The sequence below is a fragment of the Pseudomonas sp. ADAK2 genome (assembly GCF_012935755.1).
In the GTDB taxonomy this organism is placed as follows: Bacteria; Pseudomonadota; Gammaproteobacteria; order Pseudomonadales; family Pseudomonadaceae; genus Aquipseudomonas.
The window spans coordinates 101,482-126,153 of sequence record NZ_CP052862.1; the positions used below are offsets into that span (position 1 = coordinate 101,482).

At 57.2% G+C, this 24,672-nt stretch carries 27 protein-coding genes and 2 pseudogenes; 15 read left to right on the forward strand and 14 right to left on the reverse strand.

Annotated features, from left to right (window positions below):
- Positions 1 to 100 precede the first annotated feature (100 nt).
- Positions 101 to 1,423 (forward strand): purine-cytosine permease family protein, encoded by a 1,323-nt coding sequence (locus HKK52_RS00590; RefSeq protein WP_169368832.1) that lies wholly within the window; start codon positions 101 to 103, stop codon positions 1,421 to 1,423.
- A gap of 120 nt (positions 1,424 to 1,543) precedes the next feature.
- On the opposite strand, the gene HKK52_RS00595 is transcribed toward HKK52_RS00590, so the two are convergent.
- The 5 genes and pseudogenes from HKK52_RS00595 to HKK52_RS00615 all read right to left on the reverse strand — a co-directional run.
- Positions 1,544 to 1,873 (reverse strand): hypothetical protein, encoded by a 330-nt coding sequence (locus HKK52_RS00595; RefSeq protein ID WP_169368833.1) that lies wholly within the window; start codon positions 1,871 to 1,873, stop codon positions 1,544 to 1,546.
- A 44-nt stretch (positions 1,874 to 1,917) separates the two neighbouring features.
- On the reverse strand, positions 1,918 to 2,487 hold the full coding sequence (locus HKK52_RS00600) for a DJ-1/PfpI family protein (RefSeq protein WP_169374144.1): 570 nt from the start codon (positions 2,485 to 2,487) through the stop codon (positions 1,918 to 1,920).
- A 239-nt stretch (positions 2,488 to 2,726) separates the two neighbouring features.
- Entirely contained in the window at positions 2,727 to 3,095 is a 369-nt protein-coding gene (locus tag HKK52_RS00605) for a hypothetical protein (RefSeq protein WP_169368834.1), read from the reverse strand.
- Between the two features lie 46 nt (positions 3,096 to 3,141).
- Positions 3,142 to 3,747: a DUF1963 domain-containing protein gene (locus HKK52_RS00610; RefSeq protein WP_237150822.1), complete on the reverse strand. Its 606-nt coding sequence runs from the start codon at positions 3,745 to 3,747 to the stop codon at positions 3,142 to 3,144.
- Positions 3,748 to 3,799: 52 nt separating this feature from the next.
- A pseudogene (locus HKK52_RS00615) lies at positions 3,800 to 3,925 on the reverse strand (helix-turn-helix domain-containing protein); the annotation flags it as partial.
- Positions 3,926 to 4,424: 499 nt separating this feature from the next.
- Here HKK52_RS00615 and HKK52_RS00620 point away from each other — a divergent pair.
- The gene (locus tag HKK52_RS00620; RefSeq protein ID WP_237150651.1) at positions 4,425 to 5,570 is read left to right on the forward strand and encodes an asparaginase; all 1,146 of its coding nucleotides are present in this window, start codon (positions 4,425 to 4,427) and stop codon (positions 5,568 to 5,570) included.
- Here HKK52_RS00620 and HKK52_RS00625 read toward each other — a convergent pair.
- Positions 5,530 to 5,926 (reverse strand): annotated as a pseudogene (locus tag HKK52_RS00625) (IS21 family transposase); the annotation flags it as partial. The gene HKK52_RS00620 and the pseudogene HKK52_RS00625 sit on opposite strands and share 41 nt — an antisense overlap.
- Before the next feature lie 320 nt (positions 5,927 to 6,246).
- Entirely contained in the window at positions 6,247 to 6,744 is a 498-nt protein-coding gene (locus HKK52_RS00630) for an HIT family protein (RefSeq protein ID WP_169368836.1), read from the reverse strand.
- 268 nt (positions 6,745 to 7,012) lie between these two features.
- Between HKK52_RS00630 and HKK52_RS00635 the strand changes: the two genes are divergently transcribed.
- Entirely contained in the window at positions 7,013 to 7,789 is a 777-nt protein-coding gene (locus HKK52_RS00635; protein WP_169368837.1) for a hypothetical protein, read from the forward strand.
- Between the two features lie 259 nt (positions 7,790 to 8,048).
- On the forward strand, positions 8,049 to 8,426 hold the full coding sequence (locus tag HKK52_RS32455; protein ID WP_149662273.1) for a hypothetical protein: 378 nt from the start codon (positions 8,049 to 8,051) through the stop codon (positions 8,424 to 8,426).
- Positions 8,427 to 8,571: 145 nt separating this feature from the next.
- Here HKK52_RS32455 and HKK52_RS00645 read toward each other — a convergent pair whose 3' ends face one another.
- Both HKK52_RS00645 and HKK52_RS00650 read right to left on the reverse strand, forming a co-directional pair.
- Positions 8,572 to 9,285, reverse strand: coding sequence for a hypothetical protein (locus tag HKK52_RS00645; RefSeq protein WP_169368838.1), 714 nt, complete (start codon positions 9,283 to 9,285; stop codon positions 8,572 to 8,574).
- Positions 9,286 to 9,616: 331 nt separating this feature from the next.
- Positions 9,617 to 10,255, reverse strand: a complete 639-nt coding sequence (locus HKK52_RS00650) for a shikimate kinase (protein ID WP_169368839.1) — start codon at positions 10,253 to 10,255, stop codon at positions 9,617 to 9,619.
- A 492-nt stretch (positions 10,256 to 10,747) separates the two neighbouring features.
- Between HKK52_RS00650 and HKK52_RS00655 the strand changes: the two genes are divergently transcribed.
- Positions 10,748 to 11,071: a hypothetical protein gene (locus tag HKK52_RS00655; protein WP_169368840.1), complete on the forward strand. Its 324-nt coding sequence runs from the start codon at positions 10,748 to 10,750 to the stop codon at positions 11,069 to 11,071.
- A 95-nt stretch (positions 11,072 to 11,166) separates the two neighbouring features.
- Here HKK52_RS00655 and HKK52_RS00660 read toward each other — a convergent pair whose 3' ends face one another.
- Both HKK52_RS00660 and HKK52_RS00665 read right to left on the reverse strand, forming a co-directional pair.
- A complete protein-coding gene (locus HKK52_RS00660; RefSeq protein WP_237150653.1) occupies positions 11,167 to 12,315 on the reverse strand; it encodes a M50 family metallopeptidase in 1,149 nt (382 codons plus the stop codon).
- A gap of 85 nt (positions 12,316 to 12,400) precedes the next feature.
- Complete coding sequence (locus tag HKK52_RS00665) at positions 12,401 to 12,763, reverse strand: winged helix-turn-helix transcriptional regulator (RefSeq protein ID WP_169368841.1); 363 nt, start codon at positions 12,761 to 12,763, stop codon at positions 12,401 to 12,403.
- A gap of 111 nt (positions 12,764 to 12,874) precedes the next feature.
- Here HKK52_RS00665 and HKK52_RS00670 point away from each other — a divergent pair, with 111 nt between their 5' ends.
- From HKK52_RS00670 to HKK52_RS00680, 3 genes are all read left to right on the forward strand, one after another.
- The gene (locus tag HKK52_RS00670) at positions 12,875 to 13,609 is read left to right on the forward strand and encodes an SDR family NAD(P)-dependent oxidoreductase (RefSeq protein WP_169368842.1); all 735 of its coding nucleotides are present in this window, start codon (positions 12,875 to 12,877) and stop codon (positions 13,607 to 13,609) included.
- Positions 13,610 to 13,679: 70 nt separating this feature from the next.
- Positions 13,680 to 14,279 (forward strand): NADPH-dependent F420 reductase, encoded by a 600-nt coding sequence (locus HKK52_RS00675; protein ID WP_169368843.1) that lies wholly within the window; start codon positions 13,680 to 13,682, stop codon positions 14,277 to 14,279.
- Positions 14,280 to 14,351: 72 nt separating this feature from the next.
- On the forward strand, positions 14,352 to 14,765 hold the full coding sequence (locus HKK52_RS00680) for a nuclear transport factor 2 family protein (RefSeq protein ID WP_169368844.1): 414 nt from the start codon (positions 14,352 to 14,354) through the stop codon (positions 14,763 to 14,765).
- A 59-nt stretch (positions 14,766 to 14,824) separates the two neighbouring features.
- Here HKK52_RS00680 and HKK52_RS00685 read toward each other — a convergent pair whose 3' ends face one another.
- A complete protein-coding gene (locus tag HKK52_RS00685; RefSeq protein ID WP_169368845.1) occupies positions 14,825 to 15,277 on the reverse strand; it encodes a winged helix-turn-helix transcriptional regulator in 453 nt (150 codons plus the stop codon).
- A 272-nt stretch (positions 15,278 to 15,549) separates the two neighbouring features.
- Between HKK52_RS00685 and HKK52_RS00690 the strand changes: the two genes are divergently transcribed.
- The 5 genes from HKK52_RS00690 (at position 15,550) to HKK52_RS00710 (ending at position 20,085) form a co-directional block, all read left to right on the forward strand.
- Positions 15,550 to 16,488, forward strand: a complete 939-nt coding sequence (locus tag HKK52_RS00690; protein ID WP_169368846.1) for an SDR family oxidoreductase — start codon at positions 15,550 to 15,552, stop codon at positions 16,486 to 16,488.
- Positions 16,489 to 16,564: 76 nt separating this feature from the next.
- Positions 16,565 to 17,185 carry an NADPH-dependent F420 reductase gene (locus HKK52_RS00695; protein WP_169368847.1) on the forward strand — a complete coding sequence of 207 codons (621 nt, stop codon included), beginning with the start codon at positions 16,565 to 16,567 and terminating at the stop codon, positions 17,183 to 17,185.
- Between the two features lie 224 nt (positions 17,186 to 17,409).
- The gene (locus HKK52_RS00700) at positions 17,410 to 17,895 is read left to right on the forward strand and encodes a DUF6130 family protein (protein WP_169374148.1); all 486 of its coding nucleotides are present in this window, start codon (positions 17,410 to 17,412) and stop codon (positions 17,893 to 17,895) included.
- Positions 17,896 to 18,288: 393 nt separating this feature from the next.
- A complete protein-coding gene (locus HKK52_RS00705) occupies positions 18,289 to 19,422 on the forward strand; it encodes an aminotransferase class V-fold PLP-dependent enzyme (RefSeq protein ID WP_169368848.1) in 1,134 nt (377 codons plus the stop codon).
- A 156-nt stretch (positions 19,423 to 19,578) separates the two neighbouring features.
- Entirely contained in the window at positions 19,579 to 20,085 is a 507-nt protein-coding gene (locus HKK52_RS00710) for a GNAT family N-acetyltransferase (protein WP_178117435.1), read from the forward strand.
- Positions 20,086 to 20,164: 79 nt separating this feature from the next.
- On the opposite strand, the gene HKK52_RS00715 is transcribed toward HKK52_RS00710, so the two are convergent.
- Positions 20,165 to 21,049: a LysR substrate-binding domain-containing protein gene (locus HKK52_RS00715; RefSeq protein WP_169368849.1), complete on the reverse strand. Its 885-nt coding sequence runs from the start codon at positions 21,047 to 21,049 to the stop codon at positions 20,165 to 20,167.
- 156 nt (positions 21,050 to 21,205) lie between these two features.
- On the opposite strand from HKK52_RS00715, the gene HKK52_RS00720 reads away from it, so the two are divergent.
- The gene (locus HKK52_RS00720; RefSeq protein ID WP_169368850.1) at positions 21,206 to 22,507 is read left to right on the forward strand and encodes an NAD(P)/FAD-dependent oxidoreductase; all 1,302 of its coding nucleotides are present in this window, start codon (positions 21,206 to 21,208) and stop codon (positions 22,505 to 22,507) included.
- Between the two features lie 50 nt (positions 22,508 to 22,557).
- Positions 22,558 to 23,646, forward strand: coding sequence for a polyamine ABC transporter substrate-binding protein (locus HKK52_RS00725; RefSeq protein WP_169368851.1), 1,089 nt, complete (start codon positions 22,558 to 22,560; stop codon positions 23,644 to 23,646).
- Here HKK52_RS00725 and HKK52_RS00730 read toward each other — a convergent pair whose 3' ends face one another.
- Positions 23,647 to 24,582, reverse strand: a complete 936-nt coding sequence (locus tag HKK52_RS00730; RefSeq protein WP_169368852.1) for a SphA family protein — start codon at positions 24,580 to 24,582, stop codon at positions 23,647 to 23,649.
- Positions 24,583 to 24,672 lie beyond the last annotated feature (90 nt).

The following is a 24,672-nucleotide window of genomic DNA, read 5'->3' on the forward strand; positions in this document are numbered from 1 at the left end:
GCACAGCGCGGGCCATGCCAAACGGTAAGCCAACGCCGCACTTCGGTGCGGTGGCGGCTGCCCGCGCTTCAACCTTTGACTGGTTCTGGAGTTCACGCATATGGCTGCTTTATCGCAATCGAGTCAAACCGGGCAAGACCCGGCCAATCAACCCGTTCCAACCGAAGCGCGCATGGGCCGACTGTCCTTGACCATGGCCTGGTGGGCGGTGTGCAGCGCGATGTTCTACATCGTAGTCGGCGCATCACTGGCGTTGTCCTATGGCGCGCGCAATGCGCTGATCGGCATGCTCCTGTCGGTGATCAGCTACGGCTTGGTCAACAGCGTGCTCAGTCGCTTCGCCATTCGCAGCGGTTTGTCGGTGGCGTTGTTTTCACGGCTGCTATTCGGCAGTACCGGAGCGTGCCTGGCAACGCTGATCTTCTTTTCAACGGCGATCTATTACGCGGTATTCGAAGGTTCGGTGATCGCCGTCGCGCTCAATCACCTGTACCCGGAACTGGTCTATCCGCTGGCTGCGTTGGCGGTGGTGCTCTACAGCGTGCCGATGATCCTGGGCAGCGTGCAGCACTGGCTGGACAAGCTCAACGGCGTGCTGCTGCCGGTATACCTGGGCGGCCTGCTGGTGGCGGTGGGGCTGTCGATCAGTCGTTATGGCTACCAGCCGCAATGGCTGGATTTCGGCCCGGCCACCCCCAGCGCCTTCGGCTGGTGGGACTGCTTCGTCGCCTACATGGGCGTCTGGGTGCTGATGCTGTTCACCTTCGACTACGCACGTTTCGGCAAACCTGAAGACGCCGAGTACCACGGTCGCTGGAACTTCGGCATGCCGTTCTACGCCGTGACCTTCCTGCTCAACGGCGCGGGGGGAATTTACCTGGTCAGCAGCATCCCCCACGACGGCGCGCTGAACGAAGTCTCGGTGGTGATGGCGATTTTGCAGTTGATGGGCCTGTGGGGATTGTTGTTCGTCTGGGCCACGCAAACCCGGATCAACACGGCCAATTACTACCTGGCGACAATGAACATGCAGGCGTTTTTTGCACGGTTTGGCATTCGTGGTTCTTACCTGATGTGGGCGTTGGTGGTCGGGGTGATTGTGTACGGCCTGATGCTTGCCGATGTGTTTGCGTACATCCTCAAGGCGTTGGCTTATCAGGGGATTTTTGTCGTGGCCTGGGTGGGCGTGGCGCTGGCGCAGATTCTCTATGGACGCAGCGACATCGCGGCGTTGGAACGGGTGGCCGCGTTCAACCCGGTGGGTTTGACGGCCTGGTTTGGGGCCACGGCATTGGGGCTTGTATTGATGTTTTCGGGTGAAGGGATGGGTAGTTTTTCTGCGCCATCTACGGTGATCGCGGCGTTTGCGTTGCAGGTGGGGTTGTCTCATCGGAGCCGGTTGCGGTTGCCGCTGGCGGAGTAGGGCGGCAGGCATTGCTTTTGGTCGTTTTCAGCCGGTCGTGATGGGCGGGAAGCGGCCAGAGGCCGCCATTGCGCGCCGAGATTCAGGCACAAAGTCGGACGTCGGCTTGGGCCGCGCGGATCAATTTAAATACCCTATCGCTCCCAGAGCCTCAATCAAACGCAACATTGCGGGTTTTTCGGCTGGTTTTTCGCCGACGCAGCACACTTCCGGGTCGCTGAGAGAGCACCAAACCGACACCGTGTCGCCCACCTTCAGCCCGTATGAGGCGTTACGGAGCGTTGCGGTTGACCAAGCGTCAATGGTTTCGTTGAGAGACTTGTGAAACCGCTTCCCATTGGCGCTATAGCTGAAGCTCATGAACGGTGCTCCGATCCACGATCCCTCACTTCCAACAAAGGTTACGTAGCCTCGTACAACTTGCCCCACAGGTACGTCGCCTGCGCTCATAAGTTATCTCCTGAGAATGTGCCCGAAATGCAGGGACGGCGCGGTCAACCATGTTCCGCTGCCAACATTGACCTGAACTGAGAAATGATCTCTGAAGATAGCCCGGCACTTTCGAACACTGCGCAGGTGAAGCTAACGGGCGCGGCGCCTGGAGCCGTGATGATGCGGTCCGCAACCACAGCTGCTGGGCTGTTTCGATAAAGCGAGCGCCCTTCATAACCTACGGCCTTCTGTTGTAAGAAGTCAGCGCTGTTCGAGGTATGAGCAACCGTGTCGAGAATCCCGGCCCTCGCCAGTGCCAGCGTTCCCCCACAGATTCCGGCAATTGTCGCTCCACTTGAACGACTGGCATGAAGAAAGTCTCGAATATCCGGTGCTTCTGCAGATTCCCAGACCATTCCTCCAATGACGACAACAACGTCCGGTTTCCAGTCCAGACATTGATGCAAACTGCTATCGACCGTTACAGCTAATCCACCCTGCGAGCGGAACTGCCCCGTGGCAGGAGCGAAAAACCTGACGTCGATCCCGTAAAACGGGGACGCAGTTCCGGCAATGAAAGCATATTCCCAGTCCGCAAAACCGGGTGTCAGTATCAATCCCACGCGTGCCATCAGCCAAAATCCTCCATGAATGCCAAAAACAAACATACATCAAGGGCTGCTTTGGGTTGCAGTCCTTCGCGACAGGCCATTAAAAAAAGAAATAAATCTGTCCCTTTTACCAGGGCAAGTAGAACCAGGCATTGGGCATGTGCTCGATCTGCTGTAGAACTTCGCGGATGCTGTAAGTCTTCATAGTGTCCTCATGAAGGGCTGCTAATGATGTCGTCCAGCGCCGGTGATGGGCGGGATTAGCCCACAACTTCTTTGATCAAGGCATCCATGGATGCAAAGGCCAGCCCGTCGGTGATGGATGGGCACCCCGAGTCCAGCAGATAAAAACGTTCTATCGCAGAACTGTCCACCAGTATCAGCCGGCCGCCTGAGTCATCACCGATCAACAGATACCCGGGAAAGTACTCGGCTATTTCGCATGTCTGTTGACGCTCGGCTATTTCATCCGTCGAATAAATTTTCACAAGGTCTTCGATCATTGCGCCGTCGCAGGACCACCAGAATCTGGTAATCCATGAACCCGGTTTGATGGATAGCTGTTGCACTGCCCGGGTGATTTTTTCGACCCCGGCAGGCGGATTTTTTTCTGTGTAATGCACGTTCATTCGGATGCACCAGATGAAGAATTTCTACAACTACCGGGGCAGGGCATCACGCCGTGCCAACGAAAAAAATACCCGGCGCTTTGGCCTTACTGTCTTTTTTACGAAGGTAAAGATACGCAACGGCATCGGTCAGATAAAACAGATCAGCAAAGGGTGCCAGGAAATCGTTTGAGTAAAACTGACAGAAAAACTCGTAGTCGACGGCAAGTTGCGGAGGGAGTTCAGCCCACTTCGGTGGCACTATGGCGACCAGAGAACAAAGCGGGATATCGTGCTCAGACAGTACTTTTTCTCTGAGCGTGACCGCGACTTGGGGAATATCTGGAACAGGACTGTGATGCAGCTCATGGTCGAAACCTGAGACCACTGCGGTATAGCCACTTACCTGCGAGCCTGATTTCGACATGGCGCCGTCGTAGGTGATGTTGTCCAGGAAGTACAACGAAGCGCTGTAGGTGGAGAACACGTACAACATGCCGTCCGAGGGCAGGCACTGAGCAGCGGTGCAGTCGAATGCCTGACGGCAGTCGATGGTGGCGACCAGTGTCAGCGGGTCACCGTCGGGGTTGATCGGCCACTGTTCAGTTCGCGCGACTTGCCCTCCCAGGGTAATGCCGCTGGTCGCTGTCGTATGCTCCTGCGAGAACTGCATTTCCAATACAGACGCCATGACTTCCCTGTGTGCCGAGTGGTTATCTTTAGCGCAACTGATGCATCGCCCGACTCAAGGCTGGTTGAGACATGCCGAGCCTGGCGGTGGCGCGGCTGAAACTGCGCTCTCGGGCCACGGCCGAGAACATCGCGAGTTGGTCATAGCTTTCGACCGTCATTTTTACGCCCCTGTTATAAACAGTTTGCGATTATGCCATCGGTGTGGTTGATCGTCCGGTCCCTTTTGGGCGGAGACGGATATATACCAACCATGACTGACCGCTTTTGGCCCAAAGCGGTCAGTCATGACAGGTAAAAAGTGACCGAGTGAAGTCGTTCACTTCGCGCCACGCTCGACTGGCTGCCACACGCCGTCTGCCTTCCTGCACAAGAAAACCTCATCAAGCGACTAACTCGACCTCTGATAGAAATTAGCTGATGTATGTGATTATCGCTGGTCAATCCTTTTCGTGGTTCCCATTCTGCTATGGGACTCTATGGAGAGTGTCGTCCCGTTCACAACTCTTCAATTGTCTTCATCTATGCCCCTTATGAATGTTGAGCTTTTCTCGTGTGAGATAGACGCTGGTACCAGCAGCGCATAAGATTTGTCGCAACAACATTCTCATTGCTGCTTGAAAACCCAATCCCAACACAACAAAAAATTTGGATGGATGAATGGAAGTTTCGATCGGAACCCTTCTCAGCGCTTCGGCTACGCGATATGGCGATAAAACCACCCAGGTTGCCAACGGGCGCAACTATTCATGCATGAGGACATTGAGAAAAACGCTCGTAACTTTGGCGATATGCCTCGCGGCGATGGATGCATCGGCCCAAGCACAACCTGTGGTGCAATTCATCGCCACGGGCGGGACGATAGCCATGAAGATCGACCCGGTGACCAAAGGCGTCGTCCCCGCGATTTCGGGAGATGACCTTATGCAGACGGTGCCGGATGCCGGCAAATACGCGATCGTCGAAGTTAACAACTTCTCGAACATGTCGGCCAACTATGTCGAAGCGAAGTGGTGGACACGTCTCACTAAGGCCGTTGATGATGCGCTCGCGCGTCCCGAGGTCGCCGGCGTCGTCATCGCGCACGGCACCGATACGATGGAGGAAACGGCTTACTGGCTGGACCTGACCGTCAAGTCCGACAAACCGGTGATCCTGATCGGTGCGCAGCGTAATGCATCCTCGCCCGATTTCGATGGTCCGCGAAACCTGCTCAATGCCATCCGCATTGCTACCACGGCTCAAGCCCGCGGCAAGGGCGTGATGTTGGCGATGAACAACCAGATCAATGCGGCGCGCAGCGTCACCAAGACTCACACAGGAGATGTCGAGACCTTCAAGTCTGGTGACTTCGGCTTTCTTGGCGAGGTCTGGGAGGACAAGGTCATCTTCACTAACGCACCGCTGCGCCGCCAGCATATCGACATCGGTACCGCGGAGATGCCGCGCGTAGAGATTCTAGCCATGTTCGGTGGGGCCGATGGGTCGCTGCTGCGCTATGCCGTCGACCAGGGTGCCAAAGGCATCGTGGTGCAAGCTGTTGGCATGGGCAACATGAACGTCTCTATGTTCGAGGCGGTCAAGTACGCCCTTTCGAAGAACGTACCGGTGGTGGTTGCGACCCGAGTGCCCAACGGCCGCACGATGCCGGTCTATGGTTTCGTTGGCGGCGGCAAGACCAGCTACGAAGCAGGTGCAGTGATGGCCGGCGATCTGAGCCCTCAAAAGGCGCGCCTGCTTCTCATGCTCTTGCTGCAGAGCGGTATCAGCAGTCAGGCAGAACTTCAAGCCGCATTTGATCGCTAGTACTAGTGCGTGGATTCGAGGGTGCCGTCGAAGCTTCTCCGTGGGCCGCGACGGGAGCCATCTTGAGTTGCAGGCTGGTTTCTACGAGAGGCGGCGGTGCAGTAGCGGGGAGTCGGGCGAGAACATTTAAGATGTGATCGGCGTTCAGACTTCCCGACAAGCACCCGTTTTACCGCTACCAGCACCGGGTCGAAACCGGCAATGGGCACAGCCGCCAGTACCTGCATCATGATCCGCCCACCGTTGCTGTGACGTCTTAGGTCCCCTTCGATGAATGGGATGTAATTCTGCCAGCCAAAAATGACCTGACCTCGATCAAAGAGGCGCTTGTAGTTGGCAATCATTGCGGCATCGGCATCATTTCGACCGCTCCTTGCAGGCTAACATCTCCAGGAAAACCTACCTCTACATGAGGTACCACTCGCTGTGACCAAAGTTGCTCGACTTTCCATACAGGCCAAGAAATAAGATTGGGATAGTGCTCAGTAGAGAGGAACATCACTACCGCTGGGTCATGCGGTGAATGGCTAGAGTTGGCATGCATCTGCTGCTGTGAGCATTCGCTATCGGGCGAAACCAGAACCGCGATGACCGTCTGCTTTTGGCCGATTTCTGCCAGTCACGAGAGGCAGAAAGCGACCCAAAGCGGCCTGCCGCGACAAGTTACTTTCACAGTTCAACCCATGTTCTGAAAACCGAACTCACAACGCAGAGTCGCAATGACGTGATCAATAGATGGGCCTTCTATCATAGGAGGATCAGGACGCTCACAAAACTCTCGCCAGACAAAGAACGTCAGTTCTGCGCCGTCGGTCTGGGGTCCGATTCTGTCGAGTGAGCCAAAGATTTGCAGCAGTCTGTACCTGTCGTCGCTCCAGAACATTGCCTCTACCCATTGGTAAATCGGGATGAAATGGAAGTGGATGGAGTACCCTGCGTCATGACCGAAACGGCCGATGTAAAGCCGTTTTGGTTGCAGATGCGTTTCGATGGATGCCTGAATCCTCGCCTGCAATGCACCCAACTCCGCCAGCGCTTCGGTCGGTAGCGCCGCCAAGGAGCTTGTCATCTCCTTCGCGCTGAGCATCAGGTAGCCAGGCAGCGCACAGTCCATGCGGTGGTTGATCACCCAATAGGGGGATTCGTGGATGATGAAGCGAGGCGATATGTCCATATGATGCCCTTGAGTGAAGTCCTGTGGAGGGTATCACTTGAGGCAAGATGGAATGTCGGCTATTGGCCGAAAGCTGCCATCCCCCAGGTGTTGCTTCGACCCAAAGCGGACTCGTAGGGGCTTTTGCTAAAGCGGTGCTGGCGGGGGCTATGCACTGGTTCGGCATGAACACCGTAGCAGCTCCGGCATTATTTTCTAAGGGTATAAAGGTGGCCTTGCGATTGGAGCTATAGCCTCATGAAATTCCTAATATCTTTGGAGCCTATTGATGGGAATATTCTTCGAACCGTACCAGGCAGAGAGTTGCTGCCTGTGCGGGTCTGGTGAATCGCTCACCGGAGAGCACAAAATCAAAGCTTCGGTTTTGCGAAAAATTTTTGGAGAGGATGCCATGGTCATCGGCAATTTCGATGGCGAAAGCATTCCTCGTTCGGCGCAAGGCCCGAAGTCCCGCGCCTTCCACTTCTCAGCTCGGATGTGCTCTTTATGCAATGGCACCCGTACACAGGCATCTGACCGTGAATTCGACCGGTTTCATGCTTTGGTCTCCTCGTGTTTGACGAAAGGTCAAGATCCTTCGTCAGTATTCAGCTCGCCACAATATGCCTCTGGCTCAGAGAAGTACCTCAATGTATTTCGATACTTTTCCAAACTATTATGTTGCCATATCGCTGAGTCCTGTGGCCCTCGCCTATTAGAAGCTTGCGAATTCGCCATAGGAACTACGAGGCGAAACATTGTCTTTCTACACATTGATGCAGATCCGACCTATGAGGCTTATCGCGATACACTCGGGGAGCATAAATTCGCTGGGCACGGAGGGCTTATTGTTCCCTTCGATTCAAAAACACAAAACCCCACAAGTTTTCGAAGTTCAATAAGCCTGGGCGCGGTCCGATATATATTTTGGGTTCGATTTGAACCAATGGTCGGAGTCGCGCTGCGTGCATTTCATTATGAGTTCTGGCGCAAATGCGAGGCTGCGTACCAGGAGGCCTTAAAAAATCCATTATCGGATGAGCAGCGACATCGCCTGGGCATTTAACTGTACGAGCCTGTGTGGGAATTCGCGGAGCCGGTGTCCGCTTCTGGCCGATTTCTGCCACTCACGAGGGGCTGAAATCGACCCAAAGCTGACGGAGGGGAAAAACCGTAGAGTCCTCCAGATCGTGAATGTTCGTTTGGTAGGGATTGCGAAAAATCGCTCTGCCTATGGCCAAGAAGTCTTGGAGAAAAACTGCGTTACAGATGGCTGATGATTAGAATGGGATCAAATTCACCGTGATGTCAGCAAAGGATGCTTTATGCCCCTTTTAACGTGGGATCCTTTTGATCTAATCGCCGTACTCGGCGTCTTCCCCTCCCTGGATGAGTTCGAAACATCACACCGTTACGTTATCGAGCAAGGTACTGTCAGACTGAAATTGACAATTTGGCAATATGATTCTGATGTGGAAATTCAGGTGAGTGAGGCTTCACTACCAAACCCCATTATCAAATACACAATGCTTGGATGCCCCGGTATCCGCGTTGTTGATGACAAGCGCGGTAAATTCTTGGAGTTTGCAGCTTCGAATACTTTCACTGGGCGATACGACGGGTATTCGGTAATTCCCTACGGTTTAAGGTTGTGGGTCGAACCTCAAATTTTGCTGGAGCCGTTCACTTATGCGTCTGCTTAGAGAGAATGGCGGACGGTCATAAGTATGCGCTTTTGGCTGTTCTCAGTCGGTTGTGACCGGATGCTATTGGCCGTTTGCTGCCCCTTACAGCCGTTAGTTTTACGGCAAATAATTTATCCCTTCGCTAATAAAAGTTAACGAATATTCATAGCTTAGCGTAGGCGGTGTCAAAATCCTTAAGAGCTTGATTGACCTTGTATCGAAGCATCAGAGATGCGGAAAGCTTGACCATTGACTCGAAAAGCACGTGACCTGATTGAATTTCACATTGACCAACGCACAGTCCACCATATCCGCCGGGCTCGTATGCATAGACAGTATAGAAAACACCTCGAGACTCCCGGTTTAATCCGGCCGTGATATGCGTTACAGGGCTACCCTCGGCAGGACCGTCTGGCAGCGAAAACTCCAACACATCTTCAAAAGGAATGAACATAGCAGAAGCAGACATTACAAATAGACTCGCGATATCCAACGCCTCCTCAACTATTTTAAGCTCAGGAGTTTCGTATTCGTGTTCAAGAATATTCCGCATGCTAACTGCTTTACGCAAAAGACTCGGCGCCAATAAGCCGAGTGCTCTCAACTTCTCTATTTTTTTCGGCACATTCCATCTGAATGACGGATAACCAAACGAGATCAATAACTGGTCAAGCTGACAGACAATCGCACGTTTAATATTAGTCGTTGCATTGACAAGGGCTGACAAACCGCCACGTTCAAAATCGTCTTCCGCCAAGCTCAAGAATTCGACAGGCGAAGTTTTCAGATCCGTCAACTCGAAGCTGCCACCACCTGATGCTACTGCGCATTTGCTCATATCGAATCGATGAGCGAGGCAAAACTCTTTGATATCCATTTCTCGGCCCAACTCATTGGCTGCCCAAAGGGCTGCTGTAGGAACAGTGTATCAGCGACGCCACCGGGATGATCGAACTGAGACGTGCAGACAGATTGGGAGGGGTTACCCGCCGGAGGGCTATATCCCATCAACGTCCTGCTGAAGTCAAAGCGCTTGCACCATTTGCCTCCTAGCATACGGCACTACGGCTGTTTTTTGCCGGTTGCCGGCAGCTACGGGGCGCTTTCTGCCTCTCGTTACGGCCAGCAATAGGTCAAAAAACAGACGTTTAAACCAAGGAGTATAAAATTCTGTTTCCTTTCCGAAGCGTCGTCCCAGCAGTGAATTGCTAATGCGCGGCAGCATAGGTTACGTCAGCGTGATTATGCGGACGAAATTCAGCGTGATACCGAATGACCTCTTCTGCCAACCCGAGATTACTTACCAGACTAATCGAAAACAGACTGGCGAGATCTCTTTCTCTAGCCAGAACGACATCGACTGGTTCGCTGATATCTAGATTGGCCTCATCTGACCAGACTCCATGCTGCACTCGCTTGATATAGATGTTTACTGCGGGTGCCAGTTGAATTCGCCGCAACACCTGGCGCAGGCAAACACCTTCCACTACATAGCCTTCAAGCTTCTCCAGCGTAGCCTTAAGCTTCAGGTAGTCGATGTGCTCAACATACCCTTTCATATCTTTCTCAAGGAAGGAGTCGAGGCTTATACAAGGAAGTCCAAGGGCTTCGGAGACTTCTCGGGCCAGCGTTGACTTGCCCGCGCCATCTATTCCATCAATGCCGATACGCGTTGTGCTCATTGTGCGGATCGCATTTACCACTTCCTGTGAATTTATGCAGTACGTCATATCGAGCCCGCTAACATGATGTGTTGCTGCCAGTGGACTGCTTTGGAAGAAGAGGGCGCGGTGAAAGAATTGATTAAATGCGCCACTTCTGGAGATGCCTTCTCTGGCAGTGTTCAAGCTTACCTAAAGCTAGTGTCGGAGAGAGTAGCTCAAAATCTCCGTCCCAATGGCCTGTAACGACAGTCTGCTTTTGGCCGAAAGCGGTCCCCCAGCAGCTGAACAAACAAGGCCCAGCTTAAGTGAATACTTTCACCAAATTGCTTCCTTTCGAGCGAAATTTCCGGGCAAGGTCTTCGGAAATTTCCTTCAAGTTGTGGCGGTTTTGGTGAACTGGTGCGCGGTGGATTCAATCGGTAGGCTTTGGTGGTCGCTGAATATTCAGCGGCAGGGCGTAGGAACCCTTTAGTAGCATCGGTAATGCGTTAGCAATCGAAGTCAGATTTGCGGCCCGCCATGTGCGCCCGTAATATCCGTCGCGGCGGCTATGCGCGGGCACGTTTCGGCGTGGTCGAGTTTTCCGATGCTCGGTATTCCTACCCCGCGTATAGCTGCCACCCAAGCCTGTAGGAAGGCTGATGGCAGCTTCCATTTCTCATCGGAAGCTTAAAAATGCCAACACTACATCCTGACCCACCTTACGAAAAACCAACTCCCCACCCCGAAAGCCGCTTCATGGCGCTTACCAGCAACTGCGACGACATGCCCACCCTGTTCGTCGACACCCACGCGCCGCTCGATGTTTTGTATGACGCCGCCAATTACCGAATCCGCGCCGTAACCCAAGCGCTGGAAAACCTGTCCATGCGCGGCTCAATCGAATGTGAATCCTTCATCCTCAGCGACTTTGCCCTGCTGTGCGCCATTCCATTGCGCGATGGGTGTGATGTGCTGGATGTGCTTGGCCGGCGGTTGCGGGCAATGCCGTCGGAATAGCGTCTAGCGCTGTTTTTGTGGCGAGGGGGCAAGTCCCTCGCCGCAGGGGGCAGGCACTGATTTACCTGCTTTGCGAACCTATGGGGGGGGCCTGGTCATGACACGCACTCGGGTTCCAGATCCTTGCTTTGCACCGCTGCCGGTAATGCCCGCAGGCTGTCCGCCAGAAGTGCCTCGCTGCGTCTTATCGTAGTTACCACGCTGTTGTTCGCAGCTGCTAGCGCCTGCTGCAAATATTGTTCACCCCGTTGCAGGTCTCCCTGCAAAAACGCCCGCAGCGCCGCACAGCGTGGACGCAGCCAAGGGTTAAACCAGTCAAGGTCGCTGTTCGCCCAGTCGTCCCACAGGTGCCTCGCGTCCTGTTCTAGATAAGCGCGGACGAAAGCGAACTCAACGCGCAACAGAGTGATCAGCGTGCCCATGCCGTTGAGTGACTGCGCATGTTCCTGCAACACCGCCTCCAGATTCTGCTCCAGCTGCGTCGCCGCCCGGAAATCGCCTCGGTCCAGCAAGGCGCCAAGGCGGTAGCCGATGGCAATCAAGGGTTGAGGCATGGCGCCTTGGGACAGCTGTGCAATGTCGGTATCCGGCAGTTGCTCGCAGGCTACTCCTGCCACTGACATCGCCAGCAAGCGCACCTCGGCCAATTCGGCACGCTGGTCGTCGCGGTGCAGCCACCAGGCGATAAGGAGCATACCGTCGCTGTGCAGAATGCGGGAGGTTGGCACCAGATTGGCCAATGCCATGCTCAGGTTAAGCATGGCAAACGCCAGGAAGAATGCTGACATTAGCCCCTCGGTGAGCCAGCCCAATCCCGCTGAGACCAGGCCCATGAGCAAGTTGGCCAAGGGCCCCATCAGCACAAACCACAGCATCTGTTTGCGCAGCGGAAGCTGACAGTTTGTCGCCGCCATTACGTAACCGCCGAGTCGACGCCCCTTGAGCTGTGGCGACCAGCGAATCTGCCAATTCCGGCGTCGTACCTGAACCTCCACGGCGGCGACTCGCATCATCAACACCGGCATGTGATGCAACCTGGCGCCCAGGTAATGACCGCCTTCATGCACGACCAAGGCAACGACACCTAACCCCGACGCCAGGATCATCGACAAAAACGGTTGTAAGTCGAAGCGCAGGTGCAGCCCCAGAGTCACCCCTGCGCCTATCCAGCCCGCCAAGCCCATGAGCACCTGCAGAAGGCGCAATAGGTTATTGAGAATGACCAGCGTCTTGCTTATTTTCACTACAGCCTTCCTTGAGCTTGTAACCGGCACAATAGCCCCGGATTTTCCAGGCGCTCGCGACAGTCAGTAGTTGGTCAGCATCCTGCTAGGGCAAAGCGTCGCGCTTGGCGAAGATGCTTGCCATTTGCGCCGCATTCTCGGTTCCCCAGGTGCACAGCGGCATGATCGCGTCTGCCAGGCTGCGACCGAGCGGGGTCAGCGTGTAGTCCACGCGTGGCGGCACTTCCTTGTAGTCGGTTCGCGCCAGCACGTGATCGGCCTCCAGATCCTTCAATTGCTGGATCAGCACCTTGTCACTGACGCCCGGGATCAAACGCTTGAGCTCGCCGTAACGCTTCGGGCCATCGCGCAGGAAAAACAAGACCAGCGGTTTCCACTTGCCCGAGATGATGCGCAGCGTGGCGTTAAGCCCACAACCGGTGCCACAGATTTCAGAAGTCGTCGTCATTTTTTGATACTTACCTAAAGGTGCATACTTGTCCTTAGGTTATCAGCGCTGCATCCTCGTCTCAAGCAAGCAATTCCCTGCTTGGCACAACTCCAACGAAGGATGTACGACATGACCAGACTGAATGGAAAGACCGCCGTGATCACCGGCGGCGCTACCGGCATCGGCCGCGCCGCTGCAAAACGCTTCATCGAGGAGGGCGCCTTCGTCTTCATCTTCGGCCGCCGGCAGGAAGCGCTCGATGCTGCTGTCGCCGAACTCGGGCCCAATGCCCGCGCGGTGAAGGGCTCGGTGTCCGATCTGGCCGACCTCGACCGACTCTACGCAGCGGTGAAGGCCGAGCGCGGAACCCTCGACATCGTCTTCGCCAATGCCGGGGCGGGAAGCCAGCTTGCGCTCGGCCAGATCACCGCCGAGCACATTGACGAAACCTTCGACACCAACGTGAAGGGGACGATTTTCACCGTCCAGAAGGCGCTGCCGCTGATGGGCAAAGGCGGTTCGATCATCCTCACCGGTTCGAGCGCCGGCACCACGGGCGCCCCGGGAATGAGCGCCTACAGCGCAAGCAAGGCGGCAGTGCGCAACCTCGCGCGGACTTGGGCCGAGGACCTGAAGGGCACTGGCATTCGGGTAAACGTGCTGTCGCCCGGGGCGACGGCGACCGAACTCGCGAAGGAAGCGCTGGGCGAGGAGGGCCAGAAAATCTACGCCGCGATGACGCCGCTTCAGCGCATGGCCGATCCGGCGGAGATCGGGGCCGTGGCCGCCTTTCTTGCGTCGCCGGACAGCAGCTTCATGACCGCCAGCGAAGTCGCCGTTGACGGCGGTCTTGCGCAACTCTGACGTCCTACGCCCAGGCGCTTCATTCGATGATTCGGAGCGCCGTAGAACTCGGTAAACCTCAGGAGAATGTATGAGCTACGCAATTATCGGCTTCGGCAATATCGGCCAGGCCCTGGCCAAGGCGTTTGTCCGCAATGGCATCGAAGTAGCCGTGGCAACCACGCGCGACCCGGAAAGCTTTGCATCCGCTGCGGCCGCCATCGGCCCCCAGATCATTCCCCAAAAACTGGCGGACGCGGTCAAGGCGGACATCGTTTTTCTGGCTGTCCGTTTCGAGTCGTACCCGGACGTCGCTAAGGCGTTGCCGACCTGGAAGGGGAAGACCATCATCGATGCGACCAATGCCTACGGCGTGTCCCCTGAGGAACTGGGAGGAGAGCCTTCTTCCAGTGTCGTCGCGCAGGCCTTTACTGGCGGACGACTGGTCAAGGGCTTCAACCATTTGGGCGCCGCTGTTCTTGGCCAGGATCCGGCCGTGAAGGGTGGCAGGAGAGTCGTGTTCCTTGCGAGCGACGATGACGGCGCCGCTGCGGAAATTGGTGCGCTGGCAGAAAAACTCGGTTTCTCGCCGATCAAGCTGGGCGGGCTTTCGGAGGGTGGACTGCTGGTGCAGGCGCGCGGAAATACCTGGGGCCAACTGATCTTCAAGGACTTGGTCAAGTTCGACTGATGAGTTGTGATCCCGCGTGGAAAAGAGCAACCACCGTACGCAATCCGATGCAAGCGCAATGGAGACGTCTTTATGAGCATTCAAGAGAATATCCAGGTTGTGAAGGACTTTTTTGCAGCAATGGGCGGCGGCGATAGGCAACGTCTGCTGGCATTGTGTGCCGAAGATTTCGAGTGGATCATTCCGGGGGAGGATTGGCCGCTGGCTGGCACGCACCGCGGGCACGCGGGATTGGCGGACGTGCTTCAGCAGGCTTCCGCAGAACTGGAAACATCCATGGAGCCTCCCGAGTTTGTAGCGCAGGGCGAACGGGTGCTGGTCGTCGGCTTTGCGACGGGGAAAGTCAAAGCCACGAACCGGACGTTTGAGGACCATTTTGTCTTCGCCATCACTGTTCGCAATGGCCAGCTGACGAACATCCGCGAGTATGTCGACACCCAGGCATTGGCGCGGGCCTCAGAAAGGGGCGCGAGCCCAAGGCCCTGAGTCATCAGGACCGATACCCACACATTTGCGCGCCGTGAAAGGCGCGTTCGCCGCCTTGTTCATCTCCCACTCTCAGGAAAGAGGCACCCGCCATTGCGGACCAGCGCCTTCACTTCTTCACTCGCCTGCAAGGGGTTTTGACTGAATCGAGCAACCAAATCCTCGTGGCGCCGCACGTACGACTCCGAATCGTGCTTTGCGCTCCAGAGCACAATGTTGATCACAATTGGAATGAGGTCCAGACCCTTCTCGGTCAAGGTGTAGAAGTCCTTGCGCCTGTCGTCGGGGCTGGGCGCCTTCGCGAGAACGCCTTGCTTCTCTAGAAAGGCCAGTCGGGAAGCAAGAACATTGGTTGCGATTCCCTCTTCCGATTTCAGGAAATCGCCATACGTCTTCTTCCCTACAAAAACGATGTCGCGAATGATCAAGAGCGACCACCGGTCGCCGAAAATCTCCACGCCGTAGTTCACCGCGCAGTGGGATCGAAAGTCTTCTTTAAGAGTTGTCTTCATGGCTGGATCTTAGCATTGCTTGCGTGTCGCAAGTAAAACCCTTCATGTCACTTGCTATTTGCAAGTAAAGCGACCAGCATGGATCGTACGTTGACGGAGTTCATTGGATTGCACCAGCAGCCTTATCGGCTCAGGTGACATGGCAGTAACGATCGGCGGCCTTATCGCCCACTCCGTCAAGCACACGCACTTCTCAATCGGCGTCAGCCATTTCGGCTGAGCGTTCCCGTATCACCATTTCTCGCATCACACCACGCAGATGGAGCCCTGACATGCACGTTTTAGTCACTGGCGGAACCGGCCATATCGGTTCGTACATCGTCCCCGAACTCATCGCCGCCGGCCACGAGGTCACCGGCCTGGCCCGGTCCGACAAGTCCGCGGCAGCGCTGACCGCGCTCGGCGCCAAGGTGCGTCGCGGGGATATTTCCGACCTCGACGGGCTCAAGGCGGCAGCGGCGGACGCCGACGGCGTTATCCACGTCGCGCACCGGCAAGACCTGCTACCCACTGGCGGGATCGACGCCGTGGCCGCTGCGGAACTCCAGATCATGCTCGCGTACGGCGAGGCGCTGGCTGGAAGCGGCAAGCCGCTGGTTGTGTCGGGAAGCATCGGCGCGCCCGGGTGGGAACACCTGGGTCGTCCGGCCACCGAGGAAGACCCGTCACTTCCCGGCGGCGATGCGTACAAGGGGACCTTGCGGGTTCGCAACGTCGTCGAAACCACCGTGATCGGCCTCGCAGAGCGGGGCGTGCGGTCGTCGATCGTACGGATTCCTACGATTGCGCACAGCACGACCGACGTCGCCTTCCTTCCATTGTTGATCGGGCTGGCGAAGGAAAAGGGCGTCATCGGTTACCCGGGAGAAGGCGCGAACCTGTGGCCGGCCGTGCACGCCCGTGACCTCGCCGTCTTGTTCCGCCTGGCACTGGAGAAGAGTGAGGCTGGCAAATATTGGCACGGGGTCGAGAGTGAGGGCTTCCGGTTCCGCGAGATCGCCGAGGCCATTGGCAGCCGTCTGGGCGTGCCGGCCGTGAGCATTCCCGCGGATGTACTGATGCTGCCGGGATACTTTGGATTCCTCGCGAATCTGGTCACGCTGGACCTCCCGGCATCCAACCTCATCACCCGCCAGACCCTCGGCTGGAAGCCTGTTCAGCCCGGCTTGTTCGAGGACCTCGACAACGGCCATTACTTCCCTGCCGACTGAGTTGAGCAAGCAACCGGGTCGCAACTGGCCCGGCGGACGGCAACGAGCAACACCCTAATTCACGAGGAGACTGCACATGAGCACTATCAGCATCATCGGTTCAGGAGGCATGGCCGCGGCGATTGCCGGTCGTATCGCTAGAGCAGGGCATACCGTCGAGGTGATGAGCCGCGACCCCGCCAAGGCGCAGGCGCTGGCCGACCAGCTCGCGGCCGGAGCGACCACAGGGACGTACGGGGCGGCGCCAGCCGGCGACATCGTCATCCTCGCCGTGCCGTACACCGGTGCGGCGTCGGTGGTGGCCGAGTACGGAGACGCGCTCGACGGCAAGGTGATCATCGACATCACCAACACGGCCTCTCCGGACCTCACGGGCCTCGTCTCTCCCGCCGTCAGTTCGGGTGCGCAAGAGATCGCCAAGATCGCCCCCGCCAGCGCGCATGTCGTGAAGGCGTTCAACACCCTGTTCGGCCACGTCCTTGCCAAGGGTGGGCGCCTCGACGCGTTCATCGCCGCCGATGATCCGGAGGCCAAGGCGCGCGTCTCGACGTTCATCGAGAGTCTCGGGTTGCGTCCGTTGGATGTCGGCGGCCTGCACATGGCCCAGACGCTTGAGGCGCTCGGCCTGATGATGATCGGCCTGGCAAAAAACGGCGCCGGCACTTGGGACATTGCCTTGAACGTCGATATCGGCTGAATTGCCGACACCGCGCCCCTCATCGGCAGGTCTACAAGGTATCTGATTAGAACGGATGCGATCAGCTGCGAGTCTCTTTCATGCTATCGCTGACCCAAAGGTCATGGCTGTTGCCGATGACGACGGGCGCGCCTATGAGTCTTACCGTGATTTTGCTGGTGGATTGCGGTGAAGAAGAGCCAGTTGATCTAGCCTTGAATAACATCACGCGGGAGAAAAACGCCATGTCCCTCGTTCTCAGAAATCTGTTTGTCTTTGCCTTGGGAGGCTTTTTTTGCATCGCTGCAGTCGGTCAAGGAGAAGCAGATCCCGATCAGCCACCGGCAATACTCCCCTTGGAATCTGAGACGCCGCCAAAACTCATTGCCTATCCACCGCTTGCCGAGCCACTCGCCCGCGGGGTTGTCATCATTCAATATCGGACAGAGCACGCCAGGATCATGCCGGTATTTGGCAAAACGGCGGGTGACGTGTCTCCGCGTCTCGGCCATCTCCACGTGACCGTCGATGACTGGAAAGGAACGTGGGCGCATACCAGTGAAGACCCGATTATCCTGGTTGGGCTGACGCCCGGTACGCACAAGGTTCTTCTGGAAGTGGCGGACCCGACTCACAAGATCCTCACCAGCACGACAGTGAGTTTTATCGTGCCTGAGAAGAAATCACCGAACGTCCCTCACATGGAAGAGGGGCACGCGGTAAAACCATGACCGTGGAGTCTCCATAACTAACTGTCCCGGAATGTCTGAAAAAAAGGGGCGAATCACTGCAACACACGTCGCTCGGTCCCGTACCTAAAGTACTTCGGCTTAGTCAATGACGGCCATCGGCCAGAGGTGGTCATTTACCATCCAGGAAAAAGTGCGACTCGGACGGGTTTGGCTGAAAGAATTCATGGGGTGAGCAGCGCTGAAAAAATGGTTGTGGATGTCATTCACGCAGTGCCACAAGTGTCGCAACAGTCTGAACTGGGAGCAGTCCCATCGACCTTGATGATGCCAGCCGCTCAACAGAAGTCGCAATTCATCCTGAGCAATCTTGTCATTTGCCAAGGCTTAGGGCAGGGTCGATACCACTGAGATCTCTGCCAAAGGAGTCACGCCATGTCAAAGCTATATCCCAATATCGATCCCGAGGGGCTGGTCGAATACTCAGTGGTCTACACCGACCGCTCGCTCAACCACATGTCGCAGTCATTTCAAGGCGTGATGAAGAACATTTCCAGGACCCTGAAGCAGGTCTACAACGCCCAGGCGGTTGCGGTGGTCCCGGGCAGTGGCACGTTCGGCATGGAAGCGGTGGCGCGACAGTTTGCCACCAACCAGCAATGCCTGGTGATACGCAACGGCTGGTTCAGTTATCGCTGGAGCCAGATCCTTGAGATGGGCAACATCCCGGCGGCCACTACGGTGCTGAAAGCCCGACCGGTCGAGACTGGTCACCAGGCTGCCTACGCCCCACCCCCTCTGGACGAAGTGCTGGCAGCCATTGCGGCGCAGAAGCCGCAGATTGTCTTCGCCCCCCACGTTGAAACCTCATCAGGGATTATCCTGCCCGACGAGTACCTGCGGGCTGTCGGCGACGCCGTGCATGCGGTGGGAGGCCTGTTCGTGCTGGACTGCATCGCCTCAGGCACGCTATGGGTTGATATGCACAAATGCGCAGTCGACCTGCTGATCAGCGCACCGCAGAAAGGCTGGAGCGCCTCCCCTTGCTGCGCCCTGGTGATGCTCAGTTCTTTGGCCCTCGAACGCATCGAACAGACGCAAAGCAGCAGCTTCGCCTGCGACCTGAAAAAGTGGCTGCAGGTCATGCAGGCCTACGAACAGGGCGGACATGCCTACCATGCAACCATGCCCAGCGACTCCCTCGCGCGATTCAACGAAGTGATGAAAGAGACGCAAGCCTACGGTTTCGACAAGGTCTGCGGCGAACAACAGGCTCTGGGCGATCGGGTGCGCGCAATGTTGAGCGGCAAAGGCATCAAAAGCGTGGCCGCAGCCGGTTTTCAGGCACCTGGCGTAGTGGTGAGCTACACCGATGATGCCGACATCAAGAGCGGCAAGAAATTTGCCGAACACGGCCTACAGATCGCCGCCGGAGTGCCGTTGCAGTGCGACGAGCCGGCCGACTTCCAGACCTTCCGCATTGGTCTGTTCGGACTCGAAAAGCTGCACAATATCGAGCGCACGGTCAGCACCCTCGAGCAGGCACTGGACGAGGTGATGGTTAACTAAACGCTCATCTTGCCCGCAGCACATACCGAATTTGTGAATTTCAGGGGCATCCTGCCCTGGGCACTGCCGGCCTATGGTGCTGCGTTACCCATTAATTGCTGCCGGTGTCGACATTGAAGGCAACACCGCGTGAGGAAGCTAGAGCGTAAAGCCGTCATGAACATTCGTCTAACGGAAACAAAAGACTGGCCGCTCTTGAAGCACATCCGCCTCGCCGCGCTGTTGGACGCGCCGACAGCGTTCGGCGTGAGTTACCAAACGGCGGCCAACTACACCGACGAGCAATGGAAAGAACGCGCCTCGTCTGCCGGCACGCAATTCTGGCTGGCCATCCAGAACGATCAACCGGTGGGCATGATTGGCGCCGGGGTCAGTCAAGCGAATCGCTTCAACCTGATCGGCATGTGGGTTGAACCCGCCGCACGCGGTTCTGGCGTAGCCGCTCGGTTGGTCGAGGCGGTGAAAAGCCTGGCGATGGAAAAAGGTCATGAGCGCGTCTACCTCGACGTCTCGCCGGACAATGCCAGGGCCGCGAACTTCTACCTGAAGCAAGGGTTCGCGTTCATGGATGAATGGGAACCGTTGGAAAGTCATCCGCATATCAGCGTGCAGACCATGTTCTGGACACCACACGTCCGAATACCTATATCAAGTGTGCATTGATCGGGCTGGCGGTTGGTGTGCCCTATCAAAGCATGAGGAGAAAAGGGGCGGGCGATAGTCACCAAAATACGGGACTAATTCACTCCGTCTCCCGCTGCGCCTGCTCCGCAAACCACTGCATGATCACCCCGCACGCCGGATGGCTCGCCGCCGACGGCTGTGGGCACAGTGAGTAAATTCCCTGGGTCTTCAATGGCTGACCAAACGGCACCACCAGCACCCCGCGATCAAGCGATTCCTGGGCCAGGGTCAGGTCCGTCATCGCCACGCCCAAGCCTCGCGCCGCTGCATCGAGCGCCAGCTCATCGAGGTTGAAGGGGATGTGCCGGTAATCCTCCAGCGACTTGCCGCCATTGGCTGCCAGCCAGTCGATCCAGGCTTGCTTGTCCGCCGAACGGTGCAGCAGCGCAAAGCGCACAAGATCATCCATCGAGTCCAGTGGGCCGAACCCCGGCGCGCACACCGGCACCAGCGATTCCTCGAACAGGGTCAGGCTGGCGGGATCGTTTGACGGCTCGGGCAGATAGAGGATGTAGGCGTCGCTGTCGGCGGCCGGTTCGACGATTTCCGTGGCCACGGTTTCGATCGACAGGGAAACGTCCGGGTGACGCAAGTAGAAGTCGCTCAGTTTCGGCAGCAACCAGCGCACCGCCAGCGACACATGCATGCGGATGCGGAAGGGGCGCTTTTGTGGGGAAAGCCGATCCTCAAGGGTTTTCAGCTGCTCGAGAATGTTGCGCGCACTGGCCAGCACCTGTTCGCCCTCGACGGTCAGTTGCAGGCTACGGCTGCTCCTGATGAACAGCGATACGCCGAAGTGAGATTCCAACTGCTGGATTTTTCGACTCACCGCACTTTGGGTCAGGCACAGCGTGTGCGCCGCTTGCGTAAAGCTGCCCGAATCAGCGACCTCGACCAGGGCCTGCAGGCCCTGAAGAGAAGGAACGTGGCGGATTTTATCCATGCGTTTTAAGAATACTCAGATGATTTTATAACGTTGGTTGTGTCGCTACAGACCTTATAGATTCTAGCTCTGGCTGCCGTTATCTCAAACACCTCATGCGCTTGCTGCATGAAGCGTTGAGTACGGCGCGCCGAACGACCGTCAATGAGGTGAGGCATGGAAAATAGTTGTGGCTGGATTGCGCAAGCGGGTAACGCCCCGGTGCGTGATCGCCTGAGCGGAAGGCAAAAAGCCGATTGGCTGATTATCGGTGCCGGCATCACCGGGCTGTGCGCCGCTCATTCACTCGCCGAAATGCACCCTCAGGCGCGCATTGTGATTGTCGATCGGCAGCGGGCGGCGCAGGGTGCTTCGGCGCGCAATTCCGGATTCGTCGTGGCCCATGAACACCCGAGCACCGATGAGCTGGCGGGGCATTCGGGATTCGCTGGTTATGAGGTGGATACCGCGATCTCCCGCGCCGCCAGTGCGGAAGTCCGCCAGCGCATTGCCCTGCATGGCATCGAGTGCGATTTGCGCGATGCCGGCTATTTCTTCGCCGTCAGCGATCCCGCCAAGCTGACCCACGTCGAGGCCAAGCTGCAAACGCTGCATGCGGTGGGTGCCTCGGCGCAGTTTCTGGAAGGCGAACAGCTGAAGCAAAAACTCGGAATCGGTCATTACCAGGCCGCGATCTGGTGTGGCAACGGCAACGCCTTGCTGCAACCGGCCAAATACGTGAAGGGCTTGCTGGAAGCGCTGCCGCCGAATGTGACGCTCTACGAAAACACCGACATCACCGGCCTCGAACGTCTGGCCAAAGGACAGGTTCGCGCCCAGGGAGCCGAGGGCAGCGTTGAGGCGCAGCAGGTGCTGGTGTGCCTGAATGCCTTCATCCCACGCTCGGGAATCGCCGACAGCGGCACGTTTTCCATGGAACTCAGCGCCAGCCTGACGCGGCCGTTGACCGAGCAAGAGTTTCAGGCGATGGGCAACGTCGAGCCCTGGGGCGTGCTGTCCACCCGACCCCTCGGCGCCACGGTGCGGTTGACCCCGGACCGTCGCGTGATGATCCGCAACACCGCCGAATACCGCGCCAAGGATTTATCCAACAGCGATCTGCTGCTGCGCAGAAAACACCATGTGCTGGGTTTGCAACGGCGCTTTCCGTGGCTGACCGAGCAGGACATTCGCTTCACCTGGACCGGTCATTTGAGCGCCTCGCGCTCCGGGCAACCGTTTTTCGCCAAGGTTGAGGAGGGCGTATTTGCCGTGGCCGGTTGCAACGGTTCCGGCGTGGCGCGCGGCACGCTTTGGGGCCGGTTGCTCGCCGAACTGGCCTCGGGCAGCGACTCGCCGATGTTGGCCTCGGTGATGCAACGGGCCCAGCCCGGCTGGCTGCCGCCCAAACCCTTTCTCGATATCGGTGCCATGCTTCGCATGCGTGTGGAGGCGGTCAGGGCCAGAACAGAAATCTAGAAAACCGGGCATCCCAAACAACAAAAATTCTTCAACTCAGGTGATCGAACATGCGCTTTAACCCTGTTTCCCTGACGGTCTTGCTCACAACGTTTTCGGCCGTCACGTACGCCGACGAACAGGTCAACATTTCCAACTGGAGCGGCTACATCGCCGAGGACACCTTGCCCAGTTTCACCAAGGTCACCGGGATCAAGGCGACTTACGACATCCACGACAGCAATGAAGTGCTGGAATCGAAGTTGATGACCGGCAACACCGGTTACGACGTGGTCAGTCCGTCGAACCATTTCATGTCGCGGTTGATCAAGGCCGGGGCGATCCAGAAACTGGACAAGAGCCAACTGCCGAACTGGAAAAACCTCGACCCGGCACTGATGAAAAAACTCGAGGTCAACGACCCGGGCAACCAGTACGGCTATCCCTACATGTGGGGCACGGCGGGTATCGGCTACAACGTCGAGAAGATCAAGGCGATTTTCGGCACCACCGACGTCACCCATTCCTGGCGCCTGTTTTTTGATGAGAACAACATCAAAAAGCTGAGCCAGTGCGGCGTGGCAATCATCGATAACCCGACGCAGATTTTGCCGATCACCCTCAACTACCTGGGCCTGCCGCACCACAGCCACGAGCCGGCGGATTACGCCAAGGCCGAGCAGGCGCTGCTGAAGATCCGGCCGTACGTGCAGTACTTCCACACCTCCAAATACGTCAGCGACCTGGCCAACGGCAACATCTGCGCGGTGATTGGTTTCAACGGCGACATCGTACAAGCCGCCGCCAGTGCCAAGGAAGCCAAGAATGGCATCGACATCGCCTATTCGATCCCGGACGAAGGCTCGACCCTGTGGATGGACATGGTGGTCATGCCCAAGAGCGCGCCCCACGAGAAGAATGGCTACAACTACATGAACTACCTGCTTGAGCCCAAGGTGATTGCCAACATCAGCAGCAGCGTGCATTACGCCAACGCCAACCTGGCGGCGGACGAATTTGTCAGCCCGGACGTGAAGCAGGACCCGGCGATCTACCCGCCGAAAACGGTCCTGGAAAAACTGTTCACCGTTGAGGACCTGCCGCCGGCCATTGCCCGGTTGACCACGCGTCTGTGGAACAAACTGAAGACCAACACCTGATTACAAGGGCACGACCAGCGTCACCCAGGTGTTCCAGCCCTCGGCGCGATTTTCGGCATCAAACTCGTAGTAACCCTTGAGGTTGGCGTACCACAGTTCTTTGCCGACTTTGAAGAAATGCCCGGCCTGCGGCCCAACCGCGCTGACTTTGGATTTGAAATCGCCCTGGGTCGCACCGCTGCCGCTGTCCCCCGTGACCTGGTGGTAAACGTAGCCGACCACGCCCAGGTGCGTCTGGCTGTTGATGAAGTGCGAAGCGCTCAAGTCCAGGTGGGCGTCGATGCCGTTTTTATAGTCGATATCGGTGTTTTCCCAGTTGTAGGTCATGCCCGCCACGGCGGAAAACTCGTTGGTCTTATCGAAATAGGTGTAGCCGCCGCCCGCATCCATCGAGGCATGGCCCAGCCCGGTGTTGACCAGTCGATCCGGGTCATAGGCACCGACGGGCAGGTTGCCCATGCTGTACGCCATGAAATTGTGCACCCCGTGGTTCCACTTCAACGTGCCCAACAGATAGACATCGCTGCCACCCTTGAGGCTGTCGTCCGTGCCCCCGGAAAAGGTCCGGCCACGTGGGCCGGTCAACGTGGTGTCGACACTGGCCTCGGACCGTCCCACCGCGGCGACTATCGACACCGCCGCTTGAGCGCCCAGCAACGGTTCGGCAAACGTGTAAGTGGGGCTGGCGAACAGCAGATCGGCTTTCGCATCCAGCCCCACGGTGGTCCGGCCGCCCCGTGGAAATGGCTTGCTCCCGCCCTCGCTGGCGCTGACATGGTAGTAAATCAGCGGCATGCTCCAACCCGGCTCGGTCGGCGCCGCCGCCAGCGCCCCGAATTGGCCGGGCAGCCAGAAACTGATGCCGCCGTCATCCGCTTGCACGGTGATCGCCGGCAACAAGGCCATCAGCCCAGTCAGTGTTTTTGTTTTTGTCATCGGGGCCTCGTTTGTCGACCGCTATTGGAGTAATCCATGCACGGGAAGCAAGTGTAGGCGAGGGTGCGGATATGGCTTTCGCAGATAAGG